We start from the raw sequence: 25,786 nt of genomic DNA on the forward strand, positions 1-25,786 counted from the left end.
CTCAGACCCCCGCGGTGGTGGCGACGTCGGACAGATCGGCCGGGGAGGCCAGGTGGCCGAGGACGGCGGTGGCGGCGGCGACCTGGGGGGAGACCAGGTGGGTGCGGCCGCCCTTGCCCTGCCGGCCCTCGAAGTTGCGGTTGGAGGTGGACGCGGAACGCTCGCCGGGGGCCAGTTGGTCGGGGTTCATCCCCAGGCACATGGAGCAGCCCGCGTGCCGCCACTCGGCGCCGGCCTCCTTGAAGACCTTGTCCAGGCCCTCCTCGACGGCCTGCAGGGCGACCCGGACGGAGCCGGGGACGACCAGCATGCGGACACCGTCGGCGACCTTGCGGCCGTCCAGCAGGGAGGCGACGCCCCGCAGGTCCTCGATGCGGCCGTTGGTGCAGGAGCCTACGAAGACGGTGTCGACCTTGATGTCGCGCAGCGGCTGGCCGGCGGTCAACCCCATGTACTCCAGGGCCTTTTCGGCGGCGAGGCGCTCCGAAGCGTCTTCGTACGAAGCCGGGTCGGGGACGTTCGCCGAAAGCGGGGCGCCCTGGCCCGGGTTGGTGCCCCAGGTGACGAACGGCGCGAGCGCGGTGGCGTCGATGACGACCTCGGCGTCGAAGACGGCGTCCTCGTCGGTCCTCAGGGTCTTCCAGTACGCGACGGCGGCGTCCCAGTCCTCGCCCTCGGGGGCGTGGGCGCGGCCCTTCAGATAGGCGAAGGTGGTCTCGTCGGGGGCGATCATGCCCGCGCGGGCGCCGGCCTCGATGGACATGTTGCAGATGGTCATCCGGGCCTCCATCGAGAGCTTCTCGATGGCGGAGCCGCGGTACTCCAGGACGTAGCCCTGGCCGCCGCCGGTGCCGATCCGCGCGATGATCGCCAGGATCAGGTCCTTGGCGGTGACGTCCTCGGGCAGCTCGCCGTCGACGGTGATCGCCATGGTCTTCGGGCGGGCCATCGGCAGCGTCTGGGTGGCGAGCACGTGCTCGACCTGGCTGGTGCCGATGCCGAACGCCAGCGCGCCGAAGGCGCCGTGCGTGGAGGTGTGGGAGTCACCGCAGACCACCGTGGTGCCCGGCTGGGTCAGTCCCAGCTGCGGTCCCACCACGTGGACGACGCCCTGCTCGACGTCGCCCAGCGGGTGCAGCCGGACGCCGAACTCGGCGCAGTTCTTGCGCAGGGTCTCCAACTGGGCGCGGGAGACCGGGTCGGCGATCGGCTTGTCGATGTCCAGGGTGGGGGTGTTGTGGTCCTCGGTGGCGATGGTGAGGTCGAGGCGCCGCACCTGCCGGCCGTTCTGACGCAGCCCGTCGAACGCCTGCGGGCTGGTCACCTCGTGCAGCAGGTGCAGATCGATGAAGAGGAGGTCGGGCTCGCCCTCGGCGCGCCGGACGACATGGTCGTCCCAGACCTTCTCCGCGAGTGTCCTACCCATCGCTTTCCCTCCGGCCGGCGGCGTGCGCCGGCACCACTAGAGATCGTTTCGCGGCCGTCGTGCGGCCGCATCACCAGAGTGACGGGTTCCTCGGAAAATTGAACTTGCGTTTCACAGAGTGAGACGCGAATATCGTTGCATGGACAACTCTAGCGGCGTAGGCGTTCTCGACAAGGCAGCCCTTGTCCTGAGCGCCCTGGAGTCCGGTCCGGCCACCCTCGCAGGTCTGGTCGCGGCGACGGGACTCGCACGACCCACGGCACACCGACTGGCCGTGGCACTGGAACACCACCGGATGGTGGCCCGGGACATGCAGGGCCGGTTCATCCTCGGACCGCGGCTGGCGGAGCTCGCCGCCGCGGCCGGCGAGGACCGGCTGCTCGCGACGGCCGGACCGGTGCTGACGCACCTGCGCGACGTGACGGGCGAGAGCGCCCAGCTCTACCGGCGCCAGGGCGACATGCGCATCTGCGTGGCGGCGGCGGAGCGGCTCTCGGGTCTGCGGGACACCGTGCCGGTCGGCTCGACGCTGACCATGAAGGCCGGCTCGTCGGCGCAGATCCTGATGGCCTGGGAGGAGCCCGAGCGGCTGCACCGCGGCCTCCAGGGCGCCCGCTTCACGGCGACGGCCCTGTCGGGCGTACGGCGCCGCGGCTGGGCCCAGTCGATCGGCGAGCGCGAGCCGGGCGTGGCATCCGTCTCGGCGCCCGTGCGCGGGCCGTCGAACCGGGTGGTGGCCGCCGTGTCGGTCTCGGGCCCGATCGAGCGCCTGACCCGCCACCCGGGCCGTATGCACGCCCAGGCGGTCATCGACGCCGCCGCCCGTCTGACCGAGGCCCTGCGCCGCAACGGCTGACCCTGCCGCCGCTTCCTCTCTTCATCTGTTCGTGTCCGGCCCACCGCTCCAACGCCGCAGCGGTGGGCCGGAGTTGTGTCTCATGACACAACCGCCGCGACACATGACGAAGAAGCCCTCCCCCGAAGGGAAGGGCTTCATCCGTGCGTACCCCCGACCGGATTCGAACCGGCGCTACCGCCTTGAGAGGGCGGCGTGCTAGGCCGCTACACAACGGGGGCTCGGATCCTGCGAGCGTTGAATGAACACCGCCGCAGATCCTAGCTGGTCTACCTGGACTCGAACCAAGACTAACTGAACCAGAATCAGTCGTGCTGCCAATTACACCATAGACCAAAGTGGTTTAGACCAACTCGTACCCCCGACCGGATTCGAACCGGCGCTACCGCCTTGAGAGGGCGGCGTGCTAGGCCGCTACACAACGGGGGCCCTAGCGATCCTGCATCAGAGTCACCGGGAGCTACCCAGGTGATCCTGCGGGAAGGATCTGTACCCCCGACCGGATTCGAACCGGCGCTACCGCCTTGAGAGGGCGGCGTGCTAGGCCGCTACACAACGGGGGCTTGTGGATGCCATCCACGGTTTGCAGATGAGCTCTGCGAGCTGGCCTACCTGGACTCGAACCAAGACTAACTGAACCAGAATCAGTCGTGCTGCCAATTACACCATAGGCCACCGGAACTTGATCTCTTCGAGAAGGGATCCTGCTCGGCTTGCGCTTTCGGGGCTTTCCGGCCTTTCGGCCCGTTCCCCTCGGCGCAGGAAGAACATTACCCGAAGGTGGACGGTGCTCCAAAACGCGTATCCCCGAGCAGCACCCCGGGCAGCTGGTGGAGGTCCGTGATGCGGGTCAGCTCGGGCCTCCCGCCGGTGTCCGCGCGGTCCAGCCAGACCCCGAGCAGGCCCGCCTCCACGGCGCCGCGCGCGTCCGTGTCCGGCTGGTCCCCGACGTACGCCACCTGCTCCGGTGGCAACCCGAGGGCCGTGCAGGCCGCGTGGAACGCCTCCGGGGCCGGCTTGGACACCCCGAGCTCGGCGGCGCACAGGACGGCCTCGAAGCGCTCCCGTACGCCCAGCGCGCGGAGCTTGGGGTCCTGGGCGTGGATGCTGGAGTTCGAGAGCACGCCGTGGCGGTAGTCACGGGCCAGCAGGTCGAGCACCGGCACGGCGTCGGGAAAGAGCTCCCAGGCGGCCTCGTAGTGGGCCGCGTAGCGGTCGAACCAGCCGTCGGCCTCGTCCTCGGTCATCCCCGGCCGCTCCAGGAAGTCCCGCACCCGCCACCGCCGCTGTTCCTGCCAGTCGCCGAGCCCGGCCTGGTAGCGCCGCCAGTGGAGCTCCGTGAGCTCCTTCCAGCGCCCGAGGGCCAGGTCGACGGAGCCGAACCCGCCGGCGAGCCCCTCGGCGGCCAGGTGGGCCCGCATGCCGGCGCGGTCGGCGCCCGCGTAGTCGAAGATCGTGTCGTCCACGTCCCAGAGGACCGCGCGGATGGTCATGAAAACGACCGTACCCCCGTCCCGGGACGGGACGGGGGTACTTCGGGCATGTGCCCGGGGCCGGGCCGGGGCTCAGCCGGCGAGCTTCGCCAGGGCCGCGTCGACGCGGGCCAGGGTCTTGTCCTTGCCCAGGATCTGGAGGGACTCGAAGAGCGGCAGGCCGACCGTGCGGCCGGTGACGGCGACGCGGACCGGGGCCTGGGCCTTGCCGAGCTTGAGGCCGTGGGCCTCGCCGGCGGCCAGGACGGCGTTCTTCAGCGACTCCGGGTCGCTCCAGTCGGCGTCCACGAGCTTCTCGCGGGCGGTGGTGAGCAGGGCGGCGGGCTCGCCCTTCATCGCCTTGTCCCAGGACGGCTGGTCGAGGACCGGCTCGGGCAGGAACAGGAAGTCGACGTTGGCCGTGATCTCCGACAGGACGGTCAGCCGGGTCTGGGCGTAGGGCGCGATGGCCTCCCAGGCGGTCCGGTCGAAGTCCTCGGGGGCCCAGTTCGCGTGCGGGGCGTTCAGCCAGGGCTCGCAGGCCGCGGTGAAGTCCTTCACGTCCAGCATGCGGATGTGGTCCGCGTTGATGGACTCGGCCTTCTTGAGGTCGAAGCGGGCCGGGTTGGCGTTGACGTCCGCGATGTCGAACTTCTCGACCATCTCGGGGATGGTGAAGAGGTCCTGGTCGGCGGAGAAGGACCAGCCGAGGAGCGACAGGTAGTTGAGCAGGCCCTCGGGGAGGAAGCCGCGCTCCCGGTAGAGGTTGAGGGACGCCTGCGGGTCGCGCTTGGAGAGCTTCTTGTTGCCCTCGCCCATGACGTACGGCAGGTGGCCGAAGGCGGGGATCTCCTTGGCGACGCCCAGCTCGATCAGCGCCTTGTAGAGCGCGATCTGCCGCGGGGTGGAGGAGAGCAGGTCCTCGCCGCGCAGGACGTGGGTGATCTCCATCAGGGCGTCGTCGACCGGGTTGACCAGGGTGTACAGCGGGGCGCCGTTGGCGCGCACGATGCCGTAGTCCGGGACGTTCTCCGGGGTGAAGGTGAGCTCGCCGCGGACCAGGTCGGTGAAGGTGATCGTCTCGTCCGGCATCCGGAAGCGGACGATGGCCTCGCGGCCCTCGGCCTTGTAGACCTCGACCTGCTCGGCGCTCAGCTCGCGGCAGTGGCCGTCGTAGCCGGACGGCCGGCCGGCGGCGCGGGCGGCCTCGCGGCGCTCGTCCAGCTCGGTCTGGGTGCAGTAGCAGTGGTACGCGTAGCCGCCGGCGAGGAGCTTCCCGGCGACGTCCTTGTAGATGTCCATCCGCTGCGACTGGCGGTACGGCTCGTGCGGGCCGCCGACCTCGGGGCCCTCGTCCCAGTCGAGCCCGAGCCACTTCAGCGAGTCGAGCAGCTGGTTGTACGACTCCTCGGAGTCGCGGGCCGCGTCGGTGTCCTCGATGCGGAAGACCATGGTGCCCTGGTTGTGCCGCGCGAAGGCCCAGTTGAAGAGGGCGGTGCGGACCAGGCCCACATGGGGGTTGCCGGTCGGGGACGGACAGAAACGGACGCGGATGTTCGCGTTAGCCACGCTTGATCACCCTGTTGGTGAGAGTGCCGATGCCTTCGATGGTGACGGCGACCTCGTCGCCGACGGTGAGGGGGCCGACCCCGGCGGGGGTGCCGGTGAGGATGACGTCGCCCGGGAGCAGCGTCATGGCCTCGGTGATGTGGACGACCAGGTCCTCGATGGAGCGGATCATGTCGCTCGTACGGCCGAGCTGTCGCTGTTCGCCGTTGACCGTCGCCTGGATGGTCAGGTCGCTCGCGTCGGCGATGCTCAGGCCGGTCTCGACCCAGGGGCCCAGCGGGCAGGAGGTGTCGAAGCCCTTGGCGCGGGCCCACTGGGACTCGCGCTGCTGGACGTCGCGGGCGGTGACGTCGTTGGCACAGGTGTAGCCGAAGACGACGTCCTTGACGCGCTCGCGCGGAACCTCACGGCACATGCGGCCGATGACCACGGCCAGTTCGGCCTCGTGGTGCAGCTGGCTGGAGAAGGAGGGGTACTCGATGGCGTCGCCGGGGCCGATCACGGAGGTGGTGGGCTTGAAGAAGGCCACCGGTACCTCGGGGACCTCGTTGCCGAGTTCCTTCGCGTGCTCCGCGTAGTTGCGGCCGATGGCCACCACCTTGTTGGGGAGCACGGGCGGCAGGAGCCGGACCTTGCTCAGCGGGACCTTGGTGCCGCTGAGCTCGAAGTCGGTGTACGGGATGCCCTTGATGATGTCGAGGACCAGGCCGCCGGACTCGACGGTTCCCTCGCCCTCGACCGCGCCGAAGGCGACGTTGCCGTCGATGGAGAATCTGGCGATGCGCACGAGTGCTGTCGCCCCTCACTTGCTACTGGCTGGGAGTCTGACCCCGTCAGGCTATCTCGGCCGGTAGCCGCAGCCGCGTGATTACTCCGCGGAGAGGTACGCCGGGACGTACGGCGCGGGCGGGACCATCAGGACCGTGCGGCGCGGGTTGGCGGTCGTCCCGGGGAGGGCGGCGGCGTACTCGGGCTGGAGGGGGCGGCCCAGCTGGGCGGCGTCCTCGAGGTGGGCGAGGGTCGAACGGCGGGGGTTGGCCGTGGTGCGGAGTACGGGCGTCGTCGTCTTCATCGCGGTGTCGGACCCTTTTGTCTGCGGCGGGGCGCGCCCACGCGGGCGCGGGGGACGGGTTTCCCATTCTGCAAAGCGTCAGGCTAAACATGCAATTCCCTGCGATTGCATGGCGGACCCAACGAACTACGTGTGAGTTTGCTCACCAATCGAGGCACAAAGCGGGCATTACGCTCCGCCATCCGAGGTAACCGAAACGGACATTCCTCCACTGAATGCGCCATTCCGCTCCTGATCATGGCGACTGGGACACCCCTCCCCCCTTGCCTCTTCGGGGGGATACGCCCGTTTCCTCCGTGATCATCTTCTACGTGGGGTGACACGTCGTTCACTCGTTGTCATCCCCTTCGCGCCACGCCCCACGGCCCTTGTTGGAGATCCGGCACTGTGCTGGAATTCCACGCACCGCCGCGGGCTTTGAGTGCCGGCGCGCAGGGGGCGCAACGCAGCGCCGGCCGAGTGGCGGGACTAGGGGGATCTGCGCCGGTCACCGACGACCACCACGGGGACGCGCCTGCGTCCCACGACGCCGACACCGTCTTCTCCGCTCACCCGGAGGGACGCCTGGTCCAGAGGTTGCGACGCTAGTGCAGGGACGTTTCAAGAGGGATGGCACGGGCTCTTCCCAGGCCCGCAAGGGCCGAGGGGAAGCTCCGGCGGAGCAGGAGCCGCGTGCCGGGACCCAGCACGGTTCCCCGGCCCCGCAGCCGCAGCACGCCTCCGGCGGCACCGGTAACTCCGGCGGCGACCGGGGCAACAAGACGGGCAAGGCCGGCAAGAGCGGCAAGAGCGGCGGCGGCGCGGGCGACACGGCCGCGGACGCCGCGGCCGAGCACGCCCCGCTGCCCAAGCTCAACTCCGAGGCCCAGGTCGGGCCGCGAATAGCCCTGCGCAACTGGCGCATCTCCACCCGCCTGGTCGCCCTGCTGACCCTCCCCGTGGTCGCGGCGACCAGCCTCGGTGGCATCCGCATCAACGAGTCCCTGTCCAACATGGACCAGCTGGACCAGATGCAGCTGCTCACCAAGCTGACCAAGGAAGCCACCAACTTCGCCGAGCAGCTCCAGCAGGAGCGCGACCTCTCGGCCGGTCCGCTGGCCAACGGCAAGGACCCGAGCGACTACCAGGTCGCCAACCCGCGCAAGAACACCGACCGCGCCTACAACGCGTTCCTCCAGGCCACCAAGGACATCCCGGCCACCGAGAACGACGAGTCGCTGCGCAGCATCCGGCAGAACGTCAACCAGATCGCCTCGCAGGTCAGCCAGCTGCAGAACATCCGCCTCGACGCGTACAAGCAGAACGGCACCGCCCACTCGGTGACGGTCGAGGCGTACAGCCGGCTGATCCGCTCGCTGCTCAGCCTGTCCCAGGACATGGCGCAGGCGACCAGCAACCCGGAGATGATCAAGCGGACCCGCGCGCTCGCCGCGTTCTCGTCCGCCAAGGAGTACGCCTCCATCCAGCAGGCGATCATCGCCTCGGCGCTGCCCCCGAACGACAGCAAGCCGGCCGACCTCCAGCTCGGTGACCGCCTCTACGGCGAGGCCGCGCTCACCAGTGAGGGCGTCGAGTTCAAGACGTTCCAGTCGATCTACGAGTCGACCGGCGGCGACGCCACGGAGCTGACCGCCTCGCTGACCAACGGCAACCCGTCGATCGAGGCGGCCGACAACTACGCCCAGCGGCTGCTCAAGTCCAGCCGCGGCCTGCCGGACGTCAAGCGCGGTCACCTGAACTTCACCGACGAGTACGGCACCAAGATGCGTGCCATGAAGACCATCGAGGCGACGCTGCTCGGCGAGATGGAGACCAAGGCGCGCGAGCTGCGCCAGGAGTCGCAGCGCGACGCCATCATCAACGGTGCGCTGATCCTCCTCGTCCTCGGCGTCTCGCTCGTCGGCGCCTTCGTCGTGGCCCGGTCCATGATCCGCTCGCTGCGCCGGCTCCAGGACACCGCGACCAAGGTCGCCCAGGAACGCCTGCCCGAGCTCGTCAAGCAGCTCTCCGAGGCCGACCCGCAGGACGTCGACACCTCCGTCGAGTCCGTCGGTGTGCACTCCCGCGACGAGATCGGCCAGGTGGCCGCGGCCTTCGACGACGTGCACCGCGAGGCGGTCCGCCTCGCCGCCGAGCAGGCCCTCCTCCGGGGCAACGTCAACGCGATGTTCACCAACCTCTCGCGCCGTTCGCAGGGCCTCATCCAGCGTCAGCTCTCGCTCATCTCCGAGCTGGAGTCCCGCGAGGCCGACCCGGACCAGCTGTCCTCGCTGTTCAAGCTCGACCACCTCGCGACGCGCATGCGCCGTAACGGTGAGAACCTCCTCGTCCTCGCCGGTGAGGAGCCGGGCCGACGCTGGACCCGCCCGGTCCCGCTGGTCGACGTGCTGCGCGCCGCCGCCTCCGAGGTGGAGCAGTACGAGCGCATCGAGCTGGCCTCGGTCCCCGCGACCGAGGTCGCCGGCCGCGTCGTCAACGACCTCGTGCACCTCCTCGCCGAGCTGCTCGAGAACGCCACCTCCTTCTCCTCGCCGCAGACCAAGGTCCGGGTCACCGGTCACGCGCTGCCCGACGGCCGGGTGCTCGTCGAGATCCACGACACCGGCATCGGCCTCTCCCCCGAGGACCTGGCCGCGATCAACGAGCGGCTCGCCTCGCCGCCCACCGTGGACGTCTCGGTCTCCCGCCGCATGGGTCTGTTCGTGGTCGGCCGCCTGTCCCTGCGACACGGCATCCGCATCCAGCTGCGCCCGTCCGACTCGGGCGGCACCACCGCGCTCGTCATGCTGCCGGTCGACGTCGCCCACGGCGGCAAGAAGCCCGCGCCGAAGGCCGGTCAGGCCGGCCAGGGCGCCGTCCCGCAGGGCCAGGGCGCCCCGGGCGGCCGGCTCACCGGCGGTCCCGGCGCGGCCGGCGGCCTCGGCGGCGGACGTCCGGGCGGTGCCCCGTCGGCGCCCGGCGGCCGGCTCGCCGCGGGCCCGGCCCGCGGTGCGCTGCCCGGCCAGGGCGGCCAGCGGCCGAACGGCCAGGCCCCGCAGCAGCCGCAGGGCCCGAACCTCTTCCAGGAGCGCTCGCAGGCTCCGGCCCCGTCCCTGTCCCAGGGTCCGGAGACCGCGCAGCTGCCGCCCGTTCCGTCGGACCCGCAGCAGCCGGGTCCCGGCGCCGGCGCGCCGGGCGGTTTCGTCGGCGGCGCGCAGAGCGCGATCCCGTCCCGTACGGACATCTGGGGCGGCCAGGGCCAGCAGCCGCAGGGCCAGCAGGCCCAGCAGGCCCAGCAGCCGATGGATCCGCAGGGCCAGAACGGCTTCCCGCGGGCCGAGCTGCCCGGCGGCAACCCGCAGCAGCAGCGTCCGCAGGCCACCAGCTGGGGCAACGACCAGGCCCAGCCGGTCCGCCGGCCGCAGCAGGACATGACCCCGCTGGACGCGCCGCGCGGCCACGAGGACCCGGAGACCACCGGCGGCTACCCGCAGCCGGTCCCCGGCTACCCCGAGGGCCCCGGTTCCACGGGCCAGTTCGCCCGCCCGGACTACGGGATGCCGCAGGCCCAGCAGCAGCCGCAGGGCTACCAGGACCCGTCGTCCACCGGCCAGTTCGCGCGGCAGGACTACGGGATGCCGCAGGCCCAGCAGCCGCAGCAGGCCCCGCAGCAGCAGGCGTTCGGCCACCAGCCGTACGTGCCGCAGGCCCAGGCCCCGCAGCAGCACGCCCCGGCCCCCGCGCCGCAGCAGCGTCCGGCGAACCTGCCGGGTCACCACGGTCAGCAGGGCCCGCAGGGCCAGCCGCAGCAGCCCCGGCAGCCGCAGCTCCAGCAGCCGCGTCAGCCCGAGGCGCTGCCGCCGGCGGCGCCCTCCGGTGACGGCCGCACCCCGCTGTTCGACACGCTGGAGACCAACTGGTACCACCAGGACCAGGCGGCCCAGCAGGGTCAGGCTCCGCAGGGTCAGGCCCCGCAGGGTCAGGCTCCGCAGGACCGGCCGCCGGTCGGCCGTCCGCAGGCCCCGGCGCCGCACCAGGCCGCCCCGGCCCCGCGGACGCCGGACGTCGAGCGGACCATGCAGACCCCGGTCGTCCCGCAGCGGCCCGCCCCGGCGGCCCCGCAGCAGCCGGAGGCCGGCCGGCAGAACGGCGCGGCCGCCTGGCGGACCTCGCCCAACGACGAGCTGGTGCGCCAGGCGGAGCGGGCGCGCAAGCCCGCGGCCGGCGGCGTCACCACCTCCGGGCTTCCGCGGCGCGTGCCGCGGGCCAACCTCGTGCCCGGGACCGCCCAGGAGCAGGCCACCGCGGCCGGCCCCCAGGTGTCCCGCGCACCCGACGACGTCCGCGGCCGGCTCACCAATCTGCGCCGCGGTATCCAGCAGGGCCGTCAGGCGGGCAACTCCACCACGGGTTCCTTCCATGTCGGTCCGACCCAGCAGCAGGAGCGTTAGTTGAGCGCGATGAGCCAGGCGGCGCAGAATCTGAACTGGTTGATCACCAACTTCGTGGACAACACCCCAGGGGTGTCGCACACGGTGGTGGTCTCCGCCGACGGACTGCTCCTTGCCATGTCCGAAGGATTCCCCCGCGACCGTGCCGACCAGCTGGCGGCGGTCGCGTCCGGACTGACCTCGCTGACCGCGGGCGCGTCCCGGATCTTCGAGGGCGGTCCCGTGGCCCAGACCGTGGTGGAGATGGAGCGCGGCTTCCTCTTCATCATGTCCGTCTCCGACGGCTCCTCGATGGCCGTGCTCGCACACCCGGAGTGCGACATCGGCCTCGTGGGCTACGAGATGGCGCTGCTCGTCGACCGGGCGGGCAGCGTGCTCACCCCGGACCTGCGGGCCGAGCTCCAGGGCAGCCTGCTCCGCTAGCCCCGCCCCGTACCCGTATCCGAACCCGAACCCGAACCGACGTGCCCGGGCGGTGCGCCCCTCCGTACCGCCCCGGACCGTTCACCGTCCGGCCGCCCCACCCGGCCCCCCACCGGCCCCATCAGACGGCAGAAGGTTCTGCTGTCACGCCCGGAGGATTCATGACCCCGCCCCCCGCCTCTCACGATCCGTACGGCGTCTCGATAGACGATCCGTACGGACCGGAAGGCGACCAGCCGCTGGTCCGTCCGTACGCGATGACCGGCGGCCGGACCCGGCCGCGCTACCAGCTCGCCATCGAGGCACTGGTCAGCACCACGGCCGACCCGGCGCACCTGGCCACCCTGCTCCCCGAGCACCAGCGGATCTGCCACCTGTGCCGTGAGGTGAAGTCGGTGGCCGAGGTCTCGGCGCTGCTGTCGATGCCGCTCGGTGTGGCCCGCATCCTCGTGGCCGACCTGGCCGAGGCCGGCATGGTGGCCATCCACCAGCCGGGCAACGGAGAGGCCGGCGGTACGCCGGACGTGACACTGCTCGAAAGGGTGCTCAGTGGACTTCGCAAGCTCTAACGCCGGTTCCGCCTCGGCGGGCCGGTCGACCACCAGCGCGAAGATCGTGGTGGCCGGCGGCTTCGGCGTGGGCAAGACCACGTTCGTCGGCGCCGTCTCCGAGATCAACCCGCTGCGGACCGAGGCCGTGATGACCTCCGCCTCGGCGGGCATCGACGACCTGACGCACACCGGCGGGAAGACCACCACGACGGTGGCGATGGACTTCGGCCGCATCACCCTGGACCAGGACCTCATCCTGTACCTGTTCGGTACGCCGGGTCAGGACCGCTTCTGGTTCATGTGGGACGACCTGGTCCGCGGTGCCATCGGTGCCGTCGTCCTGGTCGACACCCGGCGTCTCGCCGACTGCTTCCCGGCCGTGGACTACTTCGAGAACTCGGGCCTCCCCTTCGTCATCGCCCTCAACGGTTTCGACGGGCAGCAGCCGTACACGCCGGACGAGGTCCGCGAGGCGCTGCAGATCGGGCCCGACGCTCCGATCATCACGACCGACGCCCGGCACCGGGCGGACGCCAAGAGCGCGCTCATCACCCTCGTCGAGCACGCGCTCATGGCCCGCTTGAAGTAGTACACATCAAGTAGAAGTCGATATACGGCAGTTGTCGTAGAGGTTTTGGGGGTGGTCTGTGTCCTTCGACACGACCACCCCCACGTTGATAACAATCCGACAGAGAATTGGGGCGGGTCGGACACCCGACGCATCCAAGCGGTACCGCTGCGCTCACATGAGCCCCGCCTTTTGGCGGGGCTCGTTCTTTATGCCCGTTTTATCGGTGGTGTGAGCGCCAAAAACCGGCTGCTTCGCACTGTTTGGAGGCGGCCCCCCTCACGTGCTGCAATTCATGAACTCCCGAGTAGTACGGCCCTGAACGAAACACCCGGCACAACGTAGGTGCCGACGCCGAGAGGTTGTTGGTCGAGTGAGGCGAAGCAAGGAAAGCTCCGCGGAACCGCAGGCGCGGGGCAATTTCACGCCGCCGTCCCACGCGGTGCTCGCGCCCGCGGACGAGCCCCCACCCCAGGCCACCGGCCGCAAGGGCAGCTCCAGCAAGCTGGCCCCGCGCAACTGGCGCGTGCCCACGCGTCTGAACGCGATCCTCCTCATACCCGCGCTCGTGGGCCTGGTCATGGGCGGCTTCCAGGTGAAGACGTCCATCGACACCTGGCAGGAGGCGCAGGACGCCGAGAAGACCGCCCTCATCGTGCGCGCCGCCTCGGACTACGGCCAGGCGCTGCTCAACGAGCGCGACCTCACCGCCGCTCCGCTGCTCAAGGCCAAGAGCGCCGAGGACCGCCAGGCCGACGAGGTCGCCCAGGCGTACGAGGCCACCGACGCCGCCAAGGCCAAGTTCGACCAGGCCGTGCAGAACATGCCGGGCGGTCAGGGCCTGGAGCGCCGGCTCGGCCTGTTCCGCAAGGCCGAACCCAAGCTGCAGGAGCTGCGCAAGGTCGCCTACACGCGCGCGCTCGACCCGGTGAACACCCAGCTCGGCTACACCGAGGTCCAGCACTACCTGATGGAGTTCTCCAACGAGCTCGGTCTGGGCACCGGAAACATCACCAGCTACGGCCGTACGGTCTACGCGATCCAGCTCGCGAAGGCCGCCGAGTCGCTCCAGCGCTCGATCGGCACCCAGCTGCTCGTCCGTCCCTCCAAGAAGGAGGACGTGTTCGCGCAGCAGACGGTTGCGTTCAACTCGTACAACTACCTGGAGCAGATCGCCCTCGGCGAGTACAACTCCGGCGGTACGCAGGAGGACGTGGACCGGCTCAAGGAGGTCATGGCGGGCAAGGCCGCCGAGGGCTCCAAGAAGATGGCCGCGCTCGGCATCGAGCTGCCCAAGGGCGGCGGCCAGGACCCGTCCGTCTACGCCGGCGTGGCGCAGGCGATCGGCCGTTCCAAGGACGCCGACGCCATCGCCTCGCTGAAGCAGGACGGCATCACCGCCGACACCTGGATGGCCGTCTCCACGGCCAAGTTCGACGGCTACACCGAGGTCGAGAAGGAGCTCGTCGACAAGGCCGTGAACGAGGCCGCCGACATCTCCGACAGCGCCCAGACCGACGCCTGGGTCAACGGTGGCATCGTCGTCGTCGCCCTGCTGGCCGCCTTCGTCATCGCCGGTCTCATGGCCCGCCAGATGGGCCGCTCGATGCGCGAGCTGCGCTCCGCCGCCTTCGGCATCGCCGAGCAGCGCCTGCCGATGCTCGTCGACCAGCTCTCGCGCACCGAGCCGGGCCGGGTCGACACCCGCGTCCAGCCCATCCCGATCGACACCACCGACGAGATCGGCGAGGTCGCCCGCGCCTTCGACCAGGTGCACCGCGAGGCCGTCCGGCTCGCCGCCGAGCAGGCCCTGCTCCGCGGCAACATCAACGCGATCTTCACCAACCTCTCGCAGCGCAACCAGTCGCTGATCGAGGGCCAGCTGACCCTCATCACCGACCTGGAGAACAACGAGGCCGACCCGGACCAGCTGGAGAACCTCTTCCGCCTGGACCACCTGGCCACCCGTATGCGCCGCAACGGCGAGAACCTCCTGGTCCTCGCCGGCCAGGAGCCGGGCCGCCGCTGGGACCAGCCGGTCCCGCTGGTCGACGTCATGCGCGCCGCCGCCTCCGAGGTGGAGCAGTACGAGCGCATCGACATCGAGGGCGTGCCGGAGGCCGACATCCACGGCCAGGCCGTGACCGACCTCGTGCACCTGCTCGCCGAGCTCCTGGAGAACGCCACCACGTTCTCCTCCCCGCAGACCAAGGTCCGGGTCACCGCGACCCGGCTGCCCGACGGCCGCGTCATGGTCGAGATCCACGACAAGGGCATCGGCCTCACCGCCGAGGACTTCGCGGACATCAACCACAAGCTGGCCAACCCGCCGACCGTGGACGCCGCGATCTCGCAGCGCATGGGTCTGTTCGTGGTCGGCCGGCTCGCCGACCGGCACAACGTCCGCGTCCAGCTGCGCCCCTCGGGCGAGCAGGCCGGCACGACGTCGCTGGTCATGCTGCCGGACGCGATCACCCACGGTGGCGGTGGCGACCAGCCGCTGCAGGACGGCTTCACCGTCTCGCAGATGATGCCGCAGCAGGAGCAGCCGGCCTTCGACCCGCAGGTGCAGCCGATGCGCACCGCGGCCGAGCTCGGCTTCGACGACTCGCGTTACGAGGAGCCGTCCGACGAGCGCCAGCTCGACCCGGTCAACCGCTCGCTGATGCGCGAGGAGCGCCGGGCGGCCCTGGAGGCCCAGGTCCAGCACGACGACGCCCCGCTGTTCCGGGACGAGGTCGCCCCCGGCGCCGCGCAGCAGGGTTACGTACCGCAGGAGCGTGAGCAGGAGTACGCCGCGGAGTACCCCGGCGACTACGCGCAGGCCCAGGACGCCTACGCCCAGCCGCAGGACGCGTACGGCTTCCCGCAGCAGGGCTACGACGCCTCTCAGGCGTACCCGGCGCAGCAGGGTTACGAGGGGTACGAGCAGCAGGTCGACGGCTACCCGGAGCAGGCGTATGCGGAAGCCGCGTACGAGGCCCCGGCGGACGGCGGGCAGGGTTACGCCGGAGGCTACGAACCCCAGGCCCACCAGGACGACTGGCCGCGCCAGAACGGCTACGCCGACGGCTACGCGCAGCAGTTCGGGACGGAATCGGAATCTGTCCGGGTCGCTCCCGAACCGGACCGTGACCGCGTAGGCTTCGACCGTCCGGGTGCCACGCCGAACCCCACCCCGGACGCCGGCCACGCGATGACCGACGCCGGTCTGCCGCGCCGCGGCAGCGTCGCCCCCCAGGCGCCGCTGACCCCGCGGGCCGCGCAGCCCGCGCCGCCGGCCCAGCCCGTGCGACCGGCCGGCGACGTCCACCACGGCGGCAACGCCGGCAATGACGGCAACGGCGGCGGGGTCGGCGACGACACCGCGGCCGGCGGCCCCGACGACTGGCGCTCGGCCAACGACGAGCGCTGGAAGCGGGCCGAGAAGCTCCGCGACCCGAAGGCGGGCGGGGTCACCTCGTCCGGACTTCCGCGACGGGTCCCCAAGGCCAATCTGGTCGAGGGTCAGGCGGAGCACACCCCGCAGGGCGGCCCCCAGGTCTCCCGCGCGCCTGAGGACGTCCGGGGCAGGTTGAGCAACCTGCGCCGCGGCATCCAGCAGGGTCGCAGTGCGGGTACGGACACGAACGGATCGGGCCTCGGCCCGGGCAACACCTACCACCAGGAGCGTTAGTGTGAGCGCGATGAGCCAGGCAGCGCAGAATCTGAACTGGTTGATCACCAACTTCGTGGACAACACCCCCGGGGTGTCCCACACCGTGGTGGTCTCCGCCGACGGCCTCCTGCTGGCGATGTCCGACGGGTTCCCCCGCGACCGTGCCGACCAGCTTGCGGCGGTCGCGTCCGGTCTGACCTCGCTGACCGCGGGCGCGTCCCGGATCTTCGAGGGCGGCGCGGTCAACCAGACCGTGGTGGAGATGGAGCGCGGCTTCCTCTTCATCATGTCCATCTCCGACGGCTCCTCGCTGGCGGTGCTCTCCCACCCCGAGTCCGACATCGGTCTGGTGGGCTACGAGATGGCACTGCTCGTCGACCGCGCGGGCAGCGTGCTCACGCCCGACCTGCGCGCGGAACTTCAGGGAAGTCTTCTCAACTAACAGACGGACAGTGCATATCTCGCCACCGCACCGTAGGGTGCGGTGGCGCGGTTCCAAGGGACATGGGGCCGCGAGGCAGTCGGAGGAGGAGACGTGGGCACACCCCCGGGCGCGAGCCCTTACAACGGTTACGACGCGCATCAGGCGCCGCTGGGCGACACCGCGCAGAACCGCTACAACTTCCCTTCCACGCCGAGCAGACAGGGCATGTCGCAGCCCTACCAGCAGCCCCAGGCCCCGCAGCACGTCCAGCCCGGTCCCGCCGGTTCCCCGAGCGCGCCCGCCGCGCACGGCCGGCGGCCCGGTGCGCAGGGCGGTTCGGGCGGGCACAACCCGCTCGTGCGTCCGTACGCGATGACCGGTGGCCGGACCCGGCCCCGTTACCAGCTCGCCATCGAGGCGCTGGTCAGTACGACGGCCGATCCGTCCCGGCTGCAGGGGCAGTTGCCCGAGCACCAGCGGATCTGCCGGCTGTGCTTCGAGATCAAGTCGGTCGCCGAGATCTCGGCACTTCTCTCCATCCCCCTCGGCGTTGCCCGGATTCTCGTCGCCGACCTGGCCGAGGCCGGACTTGTCGCCATCCACCAGCCCGGCGGCGACGAAGCCGCCGGCGGTCAGCCAGACGTGACACTGCTCGAAAGGGTGCTCAGTGGACTTCGCAAGCTCTAGCGGCGGTGCGGCTCGTTCTACCACCAGCGCGAAGATCGTGGTGGCGGGCGGCTTCGGCGTGGGCAAGACCACATTCGTCGGCGCCGTCTCCGAGATCAACCCGCTGCGAACCGAGGCCGTGATGACCTCCGCGTCCGCGGGCATCGACGACCTCACCCACACCGGCGACAAGACGACGACGACCGTCGCCATGGACTTCGGCCGCATCACCCTGGACCAGGACCTGATCCTGTACCTGTTCGGTACGCCGGGTCAGGACCGCTTCTGGTTCATGTGGGACGACCTGGTCCGCGGTGCCATCGGTGCCGTCGTCCTGGTCGACACCCGGCGTCTCGCCGACTGCTTCCCGGCGGTCGACTACTTCGAGAACTCGGGTCTCCCCTTCGTCATCGCCCTGAACGGGTTCGACGGCCACCAGCCGTACAACCCGGAGGAGGTCCGCGAGGCCCTCCAGATCGGCCCCGACACCCCGATCATCACGACCGACGCCCGCCACCGCGCGGACGCCAAGAGCGCGCTCATCACCCTGGTGGAGCACGCGCTCATGGCGCGCCTGCGGTAAGTCCCGGCGGGCCGAGGACGACACGAGTCGACGCGAGAGGCCCCGTACACCGGATCCGGTCCGGTGTGCGGGGCCTCTGGCGTGTCCGGCCGCCGTCAGGAGCCCAGGACCTCGACGTGGTCGCCGACGGCCACGACGAGGACCCGCGCGCCGGGGCCGGTGGTGCGCCAGCGGTGCCGGACCCCGCCGGAGAGCAGGATCGTGTCGCCGCGCCCGAGCCGGTGGAGGCGGCCGTCGGCCTCGACCTCCACGGCACCGTCCGCGACGTACAGCAGCTCGTCGTTGCGGTGCCGGAACTCGCGGTCGGCCTCGTGCCCGCCGGTGAACTCCAGGGCGTGCAGCTGGTGCCGGCCGCGCACCACGGGCCGTACCCGGGCGTCCGGGGAGTCCGGGCTCAGGGCGCTGTCGGCGGCGGCGCGCACGACGTCGACGGTGCGCGTCTCGTCCGAGGCGGCGAGCAGCTGCACGGCCGTGGTGTCGAGGGCGTCGGCGATCCGCTGGAGCGAGCGCATGCTGGGCCGGGCCCGGTCGTTCTCGATCTGGCTCAGGAAGGGCGAGGAGAGCCCGCTGCGGGTGGCCACCTCGGCCAGGGTGAGCTCCAGGGCCCGGCGCCGGCGGCGCACGGCGGCCCCCACGCGGGGCGTGTTCGTCGCCTCCATCTGTTCCGTCCCCTCCCGTCGGCGCCTGTTCCCGAACCCTACGCGGCCCGGCCGGTGGCCCCGGCCACGGTTTCGTACGGCTGACACACGCCCGTCACACGACGCCCCTACCGTCAAAGTCAGTTGCTCTCATCAAAGAAACTTTGACAGGAAGGGAGTTCCGTCATGCCCGTCGTCGACCAGAACTCACGCCGCCGCCGTCCCATCGGCCTCCTCGCCCTCGACGAGGAGGCCGCCTCCCCCGGCTACACGCTCTTCGCCCCGCTCACCGGCTCCGGCGAGGTCCACCTCGTCGACCTGCGCGGCCGGCCCGTCCACCAGTGGACGCTGCCCTACCGGCCCGGCCGGCACGCCCGGCTGCTGCCCGGCGGCACCCTCGCCTACAACGGCGTACTGCCCGGCGAACCGGCGCTGTTCCCCATGTGGCACAAGTACCGCGGCGGCGTGATGCTGCGGGCCGCGCCCGACGGCACCGTGCTCGGCGAGCACCGCGACCCGCTCCAGCACCACGACGCCCACCACCTCGACGACGGCCGCATCCTCTACACCGCGCTCGAACCCCTGCGCGGCGCCGAGGCCGCCTCCGTACGCGGCGGGGTGCCCGGCTCCGAGGCGCGGGGCGGCACCGTATGGGCCGACACCATCCGCGAAGTCGCCCCCGACGGCACCCTGCTGTGGTCCTGGCGGGCCGCCGACCACCTCGACCGCGACGGATTCCCGCTGCACCCCGCGTACGCCCGGGAGCACTGGCCGCTGATCAACAGCGTGACCCCGCTCGCCGACGGCAACATCCTGGCCAGCCTGCGCAGCGTCTCCGCGGTCGTCGTGATCAGCCGGGCCACCGGAGAGGTCCTGTGGCGCACCGAGCCCGGCACCGTCTCCCAGCAGCACGCGCCGAGCGAACTCGACGACGGCCGGATCCTCGTCTTCGACAACGGCGTCTTCCGGCCGCACTGCGACGTCCCCTACTCCCGGGTCGTCGAGATCGACCGGGACAGCGGCGCGGTGGTGTGGGAGTACCACGACCCGGCCCGCGAGTTCTTCTTCGCCCCGTTCATGGGCTCCGCGCAGCGGCTGCCGAACGGCAACACCCTGGTCACCGACTCCCCTTCCGGCCGGCTCTTCGAGGTGACCCGGGAGGGCTACCTGTGCTGGGAGTACGTCGTCCCGCACTTCGCCCCGTACCGCGAGCGGGAGGTGCGCGGCCTGTTCCCCGCCGAGCCCAACGCGGTCTTCCGCGCCTACCGCTACCAGGCCGCCGACCTCCCGTGGCTGGGGGACGGCTCATGACCCCGCCGGTTCCGGCCCCGCGGCCGACGTCCCCACCCGCCTCGTCCCCGGCGGCCGGGCGCCTCCCCCTGACCCGCCTCGCCCCGCTCGCCGCCCAGCACGTCCTGGCGGTGCTCGCCGCCCCGGTCTCCACCGTCTTCCTGACCGCCGGCACCCTGCGCCTGTCGCCCGGCGCCACCGCGTCACTGCTCAGTGCCGTGCTCGTGCTGTGCGGGGCGGGCTCGCTGCTCCAGTCGCTCGGCCGGTGGCGGATCGGCGCCCGGCTGCCGTTCGTGATGCTCCCCGGCGGGGCGGCGACGGCGCTGTTCCTGCAGATCGCCCAGGAGCACGGCGCGGCGACCGCCACCGGGTCCGTGCTGCTCGCGGCGGCGCTGCTGCTCGCCGTGCTGCCGCTGTACGCGCGGATCGTCCGGCTCTTCCCGCCGCTGGTCATGGGCGTCACCGTGCTGCTCATCGGCATCGCGATGATCCGGGTCGCCGCCCGGCTCGTCACCGGCCCCGACGGCAGCGGCGAACCGGGCGCGGTGCTGCTCGCCGGCCTGACCGTCGCCGCGACGGTCGCCGCCGCCGTGCTGCTGCGCGGGGTGTGGCGGCAGACGGCGGTCCTCATCGGCATGGCGGTGGGCACGCTGCTGGCCGTCGTCACCGGCCTCGGCGCGTTCACGCCCGCCGCGGGCAGTGGCTTCTCGCTGCCGGCCCCGCTCCCCTACGGCGTGCCCCGGTTCGATCCGCTCGCCGCACTCCCGCTGCTCGTCTTCGCGCTCACCACGCTGGCCGAGATCACCGGTCAGACCGTGCTGAACAGCGAGACCGTCGGCCGCACCCCCGACCCGGGCCGGGACGTGCCCCGGGTGGCCCGTGCCGACGCGCTGGTGTCGCTGGCCGGCGGCCTGTTCGGTACGTCGCTGATGGTGACCAGCGCGGAGAACATCGGCATCGTCCGGCTCACCGGCGTCCGCAGCCGCTGGGTCACCGCGGGCGCGGGGGTGCTCCTCGTGGCGCTGGGCCTGGCCACCCCGGTCTCCCGGGCCGTGGCGGGCCTGCCGCCGGCCGTGGTCGGCGGCTCCTCGCTCGTCGTGTACGCGGTGATCGCCGTGATGGGCGTGGAGATGCTGCGCCGGGCCGAGCTGTCCGGCACCGGCGGCGGTGCGATGGCGGCGGCCCTCGCGCTCACGGCCGGGCTGCTGCCGCTGCTGGTCCCGGGCCTGTACGACGGCTTCCCTGCGACGGTCCGCACGGTCCTGGGCAGCGGGGTGGTCGCGGGCACCCTGACGGCGGTGCTGCTGACGCCGCTGCTGACCAGGGCGCGGCCGGTGGCCGCTACGACCGCCGGCACGCCGAAGCCCCCGGCTCGCTGAGGAACCGGGGGCTTCGCGGGCGTGTCCCGCGCGGGGCTCAGCCCTGCCAGGAGTGCGACGGGCGGAAGCCCGACTGGCGCTCCAGGCGGCGCCAGCCCGCCGTGGTGTGGCGGGGGTGGGCGGGCTCGGCCGGGCGGGAGGCGGCGCGGGCGAGGAGCACCGCGGTGATGGCGGCGAGCTCCTCGGGCTCGGCGTGGCCCTTCTCGACCCGGAGCAGGTTGGTGTCTGTGGCAGGCGTGGTCACTTCGGTGAGCTCCTCTTGCTGAGGCCTACTGCGGCGGGTTGCCGTGCTTGCGGGACGGCAGGTCGGCGTGCTTGGTGCGGAGCATGGCGAGGGACTTCACGAGCACCTCGCGGGTCTCGGCCGGGTCGATGACGTCGTCGACCAGGCCGCGCTCCGCGGCGTAGTACGGGTGCATGAGCTCGGCCTTGTACTCCTTGACCATGCGCGCGCGCATCGCCTCGGGGTCCTCGGCCTCCGCGATCTGCTTGCGGAAGATGACGTTGGCGGCGCCTTCGGCACCCATCACCGCGATTTCGTTGGTGGGCCAGGCGTAGGTCAGGTCGGCGCCGATGGACTGGGAGTCCATGACGATGTACGCGCCGCCGTACGCCTTGCGCAGGATCAGCGAGATCCGGGGCACGGTCGCGTTGCAGTACGCGTACAGCAGCTTCGCGCCGTGCCGGATGATTCCACCGTGCTCCTGGTCGACGCCGGGCAGGAAGCCGGGTACGTCCAGAAGAGTGATGATCGGGATGTTGAAGGCGTCGCACATCTGCACGAAGCGGGCGGCCTTCTCGGACGCCTCGATGTCGAGCACGCCGGCCAGCGTCTGCGGCTGGTTGGCGACGATGCCGACGACCTGGCCGTCGAGCCGGGCCAGGGCGCAGATGATGTTGCGGGCCCAGCGCTCGTGGATCTCCAGGTAGTCGCCGTCGTCGACGAGCTCCTCGATGACCTTGTGCATGTCGTACGGGCGGTTGCCGTCGGCGGGCACGAGGTCGAGCAGCACGTCGGAGCGGCGGTCGGCCGGGTCCTCGGAGGCGACGACCGGCGGGTTCTCGCGGTTGTTCTGCGGGAGCATCGACAGGAGGTAGCGCACCTCGGCGATGCAGGTCTCCTCGTCGTCGTACGCGAAGTGCGCGACGCCGCTCGTCTCGGCGTGCACGTCGGCGCCGCCGAGGCCGTTCTGGGTGATCTCCTCGCCGGTGACCGCCTTGACGACGTCCGGGCCGGTGATGAACATCTGCGAGGTCTCGCGGACCATGAAGACGAAGTCGGTCAGCGCGGGGCTGTAGGCGGCGCCGCCGGCGCACGGGCCGAGCATCACGCTGATCTGCGGGATGACGCCGGACGCCTTGGTGTTGCGCTGGAAGATGCCGCCGTAGCCGGCGAGGGCGGAGACGCCCTCCTGGATGCGGGCGCCGGCGCCGTCGTTCAGGGAGACCAGCGGGGCACCGGCCGCGATGGCCATGTCCATGATCTTGTGGATCTTGGTGGCGTGGGCCTCGCCCAGCGCGCCGCCGAAGATCCGGAAGTCGTGCGCGTAGACGAAGACCGTGCGGCCCTCGACCGTGCCCCAGCCGGTGACGACACCGTCGGTGTACGGCTTCTTGGCCTCCAGGCCGAAGCCCTGCGCGCGGTGCCGGCGCAGCTGCTCGACCTCGTTGAAGGAACCAGGGTCGAGCAGCAGCTCGATGCGCTCGCGAGCGGTCAGCTTGCCCTTGGCGTGCTGGGCCTCGGTCGCTCGGTCACTCGGGCCACGCCGAGCCTGCTCGCGCAGCTCGTGCAGCTCGGCCACACGGCCACGGGCGTCAGCGGGCTCGCTCGGGATCTGGTCCACAACGGTCATGTACCGACCCTACGAAGTCGGCCCTGAAAACCCCGCCGTCCACTCCGTACAGTCTCGCGTGTCGAATCCTGGTGGGGCCTGACAGAACGTTCGCCCCACCAGAGCGAGTCAACAGCCAGACACCCCAGGTGATTGTAGGTTTTCTACATAAGCGGCGCGCGACGGTGGGTAGCGCCCGCTCCACCCGGGGTGAGGCCGTGGTGCGAAGGCTCAGCAGCCGCCGCAGTTGTAGTAGGTCACGTCCCAGTGGCTGCCCTCGTCGGCGTAGACGTTGCCGGACCCGGACTGCCACTGTGGAGCGCCGTCGCCGCGCAGACCGATGTAGGCGAAGGTGTTCTTGATGTAGTTCGTGACGCAGGTGTTCTTGCCGTAGTCGAGCTTGTAGCCGTTCCAGTGCGAGTACGTGCCGCTCGCGTGGCCGGTCTCGGTGCCGCCCGTGATGTTGAGGGCGCAGCCGGTGGCGCGCTTGAGGGTCTGGGCGCCCTGGGCGGTGGCCAGGTTGAGCTGGTCGAAGGACGTGCAGGTGGGGTTGTTGCGGTCCGAGCAGTTGCCGGACGAGGACCAGGTGATCCCGACCTCGCGGAACATCGAGGTCGCGGTGGCGTGACTGATCTTGGTGACGGCGGCGTGGGCCTCGCCGGCGCCGGCGAGGACGCCGAATCCGGGGGCGAAGAGGGCGCCCAGGACCAGGGCGACGGCGGTGAGGACGGAGCGGAGCTTCACGGATGCCTCCTGCGGATGACCGTGACGGTTGGGGACGGCTGTGCAGGTGGTGCTCGTCGGGCATGGTGCCGCAGTTCTACGCGCGTTCGCCAGAGGGCGTCGGGGGTCGGCTCGGTGACGCCGCTGGGCCGTCCGGGTGAAACATCCTCCCAAGATGTTGAAAGTTGAACGGAATAGGTCTACAGTCGTTCTCGTTGAAGGTTCAACAAAGCGCACTCTCCCCCCTGCGCACCGTCCCCAAGGAGCACGTCATGGGTCTGTTCAGCCGCAAGAACAACACCGAGTCCACCACCGCCGTCGCCACCCTCCCCGTGGACCCGGCCCTTGCCGCCCTGACCGGCGACTACACGATCGACCCGGCCCACAGCAGCATCGGCTTCACCGTCCGGCACGCGATGGTCACCAACGTCCGCGGCACCTTCGCCGAGCACGAGGGCTCGCTGAAGCTGAACGGCGCCGAGCCGGCCGCCTCCAGCGCCACCATCGACGTGAAGATCGCCTCGATCGACACCGGCATCGCCGACCGTGACGGCCACCTGCGCAGCGGCGACTTCTTCGACGCCGACACCTTCCCGCTGATGAGCTTCCGCTCCACCGAGGCGGCGCACCTGGGCGGCGACAAGTACCGGGTCAAGGGCGACCTGACCATCAAGGACGTCACCAAGCCGCTCGCCATCGACCTGGAGTTCAACGGCACCGCCACGGACGTCTACGGCAACGAGCGCGTCGGCTTCGAGGGCTCGGCCGAGATCCTGCGCTCCGACTGGGGCCTGACCTGGAACGCGGCCCTGGAGACCGGCGGCGTCATGGTCAGCGACAAGGTCAAGCTGAACTTCGACATCTCCGCCATCAAGAACGCCGCCTGACCGAGGGCCCCGAGGGGCCCGTCGAGAACACGAGCGCGCCCGCCTCTCCGCTTCCGCGGAAGGCGGGCGCTCGGCGTCTCAGGACCCGGTGCGATCGGCGGCGTCGGCGGCGGCCGTCACCGCGCGGACCAGCCGGGCGTTCTCGGACGCGCCGGGGCCGCCGAGGAAGGCGAAGCGGCGGCGGGCGTAGCTGTAGGAGAGAGCGCGCGAGGGGTCGGCGAAGGACTGGGAGCCGGGGGCGCCGCTGTGGCCGATCGCGGTCGGGCCGAGCTCGGGGTGACGGGTGGCGAGCGGCACGAAGCCGAGGCCGAAGGCGTTGAACTCGCCGGTGACCAGGTCCCGGCCCGAGGAGTGGATCCGGGACACCTCGGCCAGCACGTCGGCCTTCAGCAGCGGCGGCCGGCCGTCCAGCTCGTCCGCGACCGCCGCGTACATCCGGGCCAGGCCGCGGGCGCTGCCGACGCCGCCGCCGGAGAGCGGGGCGGCGGCGTGGACGGCGCGGGAGTTGCCGAAGGCGACCAGATCGGCCGGCTGCTCGCCGTGCAGCCCGAAGGAGACGGCGAGGAGGCCGGCCGGGTCGACCGGGTTCGCCGCCAGGAAGGCCCGCTGGAGCGGGGTGGGCAGCTCCGGCAGGGCCGGGCGGAAGCGGGCTTCGAGCTCCTCGGGGAGGCCGAGGTGGTAGTCGATGCCGTAGGGGGCGCGGATCCGCTCCTCGTAGAGCTCGTGGACGGTGCGGCCGGTGGCGCGCACGACGACCTCGCCGACCAGGGCGCCGAAGGCGAGGGCGTGGTAGCCGTGGCCGGTGTCCGGCTCCCAGTACGGGCGGTGGGCGGCGAGCCGGGCGGCGACCAGCCGGTCGTCGACGAGCTCGTCGAGGGTGAAGCCGCCGTCGACGCCGATGGCCCCCGACCGGTGCGCGAGCAGCCCGCGCAGGGTGAGGCGGCCCTTGCCCTCGGCGGCGAACTCGGGCCACCAGGAGGCCACTTCGCGGTCCGGGTCGAGCGTGCCGTCCTGCACGAGGAGGGCGACGACCAGCGCGGTGGCGCCCTTGGCCGAGGAGTACAGGGCGAGCAGCGAGTCCCCGTCGACCCCGTCGCCGCCCCACAGGTCGACCACCTGCCGGCCGCGGTGGTAGACCGCGAGCTGGGCGCCGCCGTCGCGCGCCTCGGCGGCGGCCACGGTGGCGAACTCCTCGCGCACGGACTCGAATCCGGGCGCCACGGTGCCGTGGACGTCAGTCACGTCCGCCCTCCCCCTTCGTCTGCGGATGCTCCGCTGCGGATGCCCCTCGGACTGGCGAACGATCAAGGGTCCGCGCTGATTCCCGGTCAGGAGGCGC

22 protein-coding genes and 5 tRNA genes are annotated in these 25,786 nt (G+C 71.4%); 12 read left to right on the top strand and 15 right to left on the bottom strand.

Annotation, left to right across the window (positions count from 1 at the left end; genetic code table 11):
* Position 1 precedes the first annotated feature (1 nt).
* Positions 2 to 1,426, bottom strand: coding sequence for a 3-isopropylmalate dehydratase large subunit (gene leuC / locus ACFYU9_RS32560; RefSeq protein WP_389208904.1), 1,425 nt, complete (start codon positions 1,424 to 1,426; stop codon positions 2 to 4).
* Positions 1,427 to 1,565: 139 nt separating this feature from the next.
* Between leuC and ndgR the strand changes: the two genes are divergently transcribed.
* Positions 1,566 to 2,282 carry an IclR family transcriptional regulator NdgR gene (gene ndgR, locus ACFYU9_RS32565; RefSeq protein WP_128977462.1) on the top strand — a complete coding sequence of 239 codons (717 nt, stop codon included), beginning with the start codon at positions 1,566 to 1,568 and terminating at the stop codon, positions 2,280 to 2,282.
* A gap of 148 nt (positions 2,283 to 2,430) precedes the next feature.
* Here the strand turns inward: ndgR and ACFYU9_RS32570 are convergent.
* The 9 genes from ACFYU9_RS32570 to ACFYU9_RS32610 all read right to left on the bottom strand — a co-directional run bounded on the left by ACFYU9_RS32570 (position 2,431) and on the right by ACFYU9_RS32610 (position 6,395).
* Positions 2,431 to 2,503, bottom strand: a tRNA-Glu gene (locus ACFYU9_RS32570).
* A 43-nt stretch (positions 2,504 to 2,546) separates the two neighbouring features.
* Positions 2,547 to 2,618: transfer RNA gene (locus tag ACFYU9_RS32575), tRNA-Gln, on the bottom strand.
* A gap of 20 nt (positions 2,619 to 2,638) precedes the next feature.
* Positions 2,639 to 2,711, bottom strand: a tRNA-Glu gene (locus tag ACFYU9_RS32580).
* A gap of 61 nt (positions 2,712 to 2,772) precedes the next feature.
* Positions 2,773 to 2,845 (bottom strand) — tRNA-Glu (locus ACFYU9_RS32585).
* A gap of 40 nt (positions 2,846 to 2,885) precedes the next feature.
* Positions 2,886 to 2,957: transfer RNA gene (locus ACFYU9_RS32590), tRNA-Gln, on the bottom strand.
* 95 nt (positions 2,958 to 3,052) lie between these two features.
* Positions 3,053 to 3,775, bottom strand: a complete 723-nt coding sequence (locus ACFYU9_RS32595; RefSeq protein ID WP_389208902.1) for an HAD family hydrolase — start codon at positions 3,773 to 3,775, stop codon at positions 3,053 to 3,055.
* Positions 3,776 to 3,847: 72 nt separating this feature from the next.
* Complete coding sequence (gene gltX, locus ACFYU9_RS32600; RefSeq protein WP_389208901.1) at positions 3,848 to 5,323, bottom strand: glutamate--tRNA ligase; 1,476 nt, start codon at positions 5,321 to 5,323, stop codon at positions 3,848 to 3,850.
* On the bottom strand, positions 5,316 to 6,110 hold the full coding sequence (locus ACFYU9_RS32605) for a fumarylacetoacetate hydrolase family protein (RefSeq protein WP_389208899.1): 795 nt from the start codon (positions 6,108 to 6,110) through the stop codon (positions 5,316 to 5,318). Before ACFYU9_RS32605 ends, gltX begins: the two co-directional genes overlap by 8 nt.
* Before the next feature lie 81 nt (positions 6,111 to 6,191).
* Complete coding sequence (locus ACFYU9_RS32610; RefSeq protein WP_389208897.1) at positions 6,192 to 6,395, bottom strand: hypothetical protein; 204 nt, start codon at positions 6,393 to 6,395, stop codon at positions 6,192 to 6,194.
* A 587-nt stretch (positions 6,396 to 6,982) separates the two neighbouring features.
* Between ACFYU9_RS32610 and ACFYU9_RS32615 the strand changes: the two genes are divergently transcribed.
* The 8 genes from ACFYU9_RS32615 to ACFYU9_RS32650 all read left to right on the top strand — a co-directional run bounded on the left by ACFYU9_RS32615 (position 6,983) and on the right by ACFYU9_RS32650 (position 17,698).
* Positions 6,983 to 10,825 carry a nitrate- and nitrite sensing domain-containing protein gene (locus tag ACFYU9_RS32615; RefSeq protein ID WP_389347207.1) on the top strand — a complete coding sequence of 1,281 codons (3,843 nt, stop codon included), beginning with the start codon at positions 6,983 to 6,985 and terminating at the stop codon, positions 10,823 to 10,825.
* Between the two features lie 9 nt (positions 10,826 to 10,834).
* Positions 10,835 to 11,248, top strand: coding sequence for a roadblock/LC7 domain-containing protein (locus ACFYU9_RS32620; protein ID WP_265864815.1), 414 nt, complete (start codon positions 10,835 to 10,837; stop codon positions 11,246 to 11,248).
* A gap of 161 nt (positions 11,249 to 11,409) precedes the next feature.
* Entirely contained in the window at positions 11,410 to 11,817 is a 408-nt protein-coding gene (locus tag ACFYU9_RS32625; protein ID WP_389208893.1) for a DUF742 domain-containing protein, read from the top strand.
* Positions 11,798 to 12,388 (top strand): ATP/GTP-binding protein, encoded by a 591-nt coding sequence (locus tag ACFYU9_RS32630; protein ID WP_389208891.1) that lies wholly within the window; start codon positions 11,798 to 11,800, stop codon positions 12,386 to 12,388. Before ACFYU9_RS32625 ends, ACFYU9_RS32630 begins: the two co-directional genes overlap by 20 nt.
* 352 nt (positions 12,389 to 12,740) lie before the next feature.
* A complete protein-coding gene (locus ACFYU9_RS32635; protein WP_389347209.1) occupies positions 12,741 to 16,043 on the top strand; it encodes a nitrate- and nitrite sensing domain-containing protein in 3,303 nt (1,100 codons plus the stop codon).
* Between the two features lie 10 nt (positions 16,044 to 16,053).
* Positions 16,054 to 16,467, top strand: a complete 414-nt coding sequence (locus tag ACFYU9_RS32640) for a roadblock/LC7 domain-containing protein (protein ID WP_362534025.1) — start codon at positions 16,054 to 16,056, stop codon at positions 16,465 to 16,467.
* 93 nt (positions 16,468 to 16,560) lie between these two features.
* Complete coding sequence (locus ACFYU9_RS32645) at positions 16,561 to 17,136, top strand: DUF742 domain-containing protein (RefSeq protein WP_389208887.1); 576 nt, start codon at positions 16,561 to 16,563, stop codon at positions 17,134 to 17,136.
* Positions 17,117 to 17,698 carry an ATP/GTP-binding protein gene (locus ACFYU9_RS32650; RefSeq protein WP_050791473.1) on the top strand — a complete coding sequence of 194 codons (582 nt, stop codon included), beginning with the start codon at positions 17,117 to 17,119 and terminating at the stop codon, positions 17,696 to 17,698. The genes ACFYU9_RS32645 and ACFYU9_RS32650 overlap by 20 nt, the downstream gene beginning before the upstream one ends.
* Positions 17,699 to 17,793: 95 nt before the next feature.
* On the opposite strand, the gene ACFYU9_RS32655 is transcribed toward ACFYU9_RS32650, so the two are convergent.
* On the bottom strand, positions 17,794 to 18,357 hold the full coding sequence (locus tag ACFYU9_RS32655; RefSeq protein ID WP_389208885.1) for a helix-turn-helix domain-containing protein: 564 nt from the start codon (positions 18,355 to 18,357) through the stop codon (positions 17,794 to 17,796).
* A 165-nt stretch (positions 18,358 to 18,522) separates the two neighbouring features.
* On the opposite strand from ACFYU9_RS32655, the gene ACFYU9_RS32660 reads away from it, so the two are divergent.
* Together ACFYU9_RS32660 and ACFYU9_RS32665 are read left to right on the top strand one after the other, a co-directional pair.
* The gene (locus ACFYU9_RS32660; RefSeq protein WP_389347211.1) at positions 18,523 to 19,647 is read left to right on the top strand and encodes an aryl-sulfate sulfotransferase; all 1,125 of its coding nucleotides are present in this window, start codon (positions 18,523 to 18,525) and stop codon (positions 19,645 to 19,647) included.
* Entirely contained in the window at positions 19,644 to 21,005 is a 1,362-nt protein-coding gene (locus ACFYU9_RS32665) for a uracil-xanthine permease family protein (protein ID WP_389347213.1), read from the top strand. The genes ACFYU9_RS32660 and ACFYU9_RS32665 overlap by 4 nt, the downstream gene beginning before the upstream one ends.
* 37 nt (positions 21,006 to 21,042) lie before the next feature.
* Here ACFYU9_RS32665 and ACFYU9_RS32670 read toward each other — a convergent pair whose 3' ends face one another.
* The 3 genes from ACFYU9_RS32670 to ACFYU9_RS32680 form a co-directional block, all read right to left on the bottom strand.
* Positions 21,043 to 21,249, bottom strand: coding sequence for an acyl-CoA carboxylase subunit epsilon (locus ACFYU9_RS32670; RefSeq protein WP_389208879.1), 207 nt, complete (start codon positions 21,247 to 21,249; stop codon positions 21,043 to 21,045).
* A 25-nt stretch (positions 21,250 to 21,274) separates the two neighbouring features.
* Positions 21,275 to 22,858 (bottom strand): acyl-CoA carboxylase subunit beta, encoded by a 1,584-nt coding sequence (locus tag ACFYU9_RS32675; protein WP_389208876.1) that lies wholly within the window; start codon positions 22,856 to 22,858, stop codon positions 21,275 to 21,277.
* 210 nt (positions 22,859 to 23,068) lie between these two features.
* Positions 23,069 to 23,581 (bottom strand): hypothetical protein, encoded by a 513-nt coding sequence (locus tag ACFYU9_RS32680; protein WP_389208874.1) that lies wholly within the window; start codon positions 23,579 to 23,581, stop codon positions 23,069 to 23,071.
* 251 nt (positions 23,582 to 23,832) lie between these two features.
* On the opposite strand from ACFYU9_RS32680, the gene ACFYU9_RS32685 reads away from it, so the two are divergent.
* The gene (locus tag ACFYU9_RS32685; protein WP_389208872.1) at positions 23,833 to 24,447 is read left to right on the top strand and encodes a YceI family protein; all 615 of its coding nucleotides are present in this window, start codon (positions 23,833 to 23,835) and stop codon (positions 24,445 to 24,447) included.
* A gap of 78 nt (positions 24,448 to 24,525) precedes the next feature.
* On the opposite strand, the gene ACFYU9_RS32690 is transcribed toward ACFYU9_RS32685, so the two are convergent.
* Positions 24,526 to 25,689 carry a serine hydrolase domain-containing protein gene (locus ACFYU9_RS32690; RefSeq protein ID WP_389208870.1) on the bottom strand — a complete coding sequence of 388 codons (1,164 nt, stop codon included), beginning with the start codon at positions 25,687 to 25,689 and terminating at the stop codon, positions 24,526 to 24,528.
* Positions 25,690 to 25,786: the final 97 nt, after the last annotated feature.

The organism is Streptomyces sp. NPDC004327 (assembly GCF_042873935.1).
Classification (GTDB): domain Bacteria; phylum Actinomycetota; class Actinomycetes; order Streptomycetales; family Streptomycetaceae; genus Streptomyces.

What these genes read in the sequence shown, in the direction of transcription:
- ACFYU9_RS32655 (WP_389208885.1), bottom strand. Translation starts at nt 18,357, where the DNA reads ATGGAGGCGACGAACACGCCCCGCGTGGGGGCCGCCGTGCGCCGCCGG.
- ACFYU9_RS32640 (WP_362534025.1), top strand. Translation starts at nt 16,054, where the DNA reads ATGAGCCAGGCAGCGCAGAATCTGAACTGGTTGATCACCAACTTCGTG.
- ndgR (WP_128977462.1), top strand. Translation starts at nt 1,566, where the DNA reads ATGGACAACTCTAGCGGCGTAGGCGTTCTCGACAAGGCAGCCCTTGTC.
- ACFYU9_RS32610 (WP_389208897.1), bottom strand. Translation starts at nt 6,395, where the DNA reads ATGAAGACGACGACGCCCGTACTCCGCACCACGGCCAACCCCCGCCGT.
- ACFYU9_RS32660 (WP_389347211.1), top strand. Translation starts at nt 18,523, where the DNA reads ATGCCCGTCGTCGACCAGAACTCACGCCGCCGCCGTCCCATCGGCCTC.
- ACFYU9_RS32665 (WP_389347213.1), top strand. Translation starts at nt 19,644, where the DNA reads ATGACCCCGCCGGTTCCGGCCCCGCGGCCGACGTCCCCACCCGCCTCG.
- ACFYU9_RS32685 (WP_389208872.1), top strand. Translation starts at nt 23,833, where the DNA reads ATGGGTCTGTTCAGCCGCAAGAACAACACCGAGTCCACCACCGCCGTC.
- ACFYU9_RS32595 (WP_389208902.1), bottom strand. Translation starts at nt 3,775, where the DNA reads ATGACCATCCGCGCGGTCCTCTGGGACGTGGACGACACGATCTTCGAC.
- leuC (WP_389208904.1), bottom strand. Translation starts at nt 1,426, where the DNA reads ATGGGTAGGACACTCGCGGAGAAGGTCTGGGACGACCATGTCGTCCGG.
- ACFYU9_RS32620 (WP_265864815.1), top strand. Translation starts at nt 10,835, where the DNA reads ATGAGCCAGGCGGCGCAGAATCTGAACTGGTTGATCACCAACTTCGTG.
- ACFYU9_RS32625 (WP_389208893.1), top strand. Translation starts at nt 11,410, where the DNA reads ATGACCCCGCCCCCCGCCTCTCACGATCCGTACGGCGTCTCGATAGAC.
- ACFYU9_RS32675 (WP_389208876.1), bottom strand. Translation starts at nt 22,858, where the DNA reads ATGACCGTTGTGGACCAGATCCCGAGCGAGCCCGCTGACGCCCGTGGC.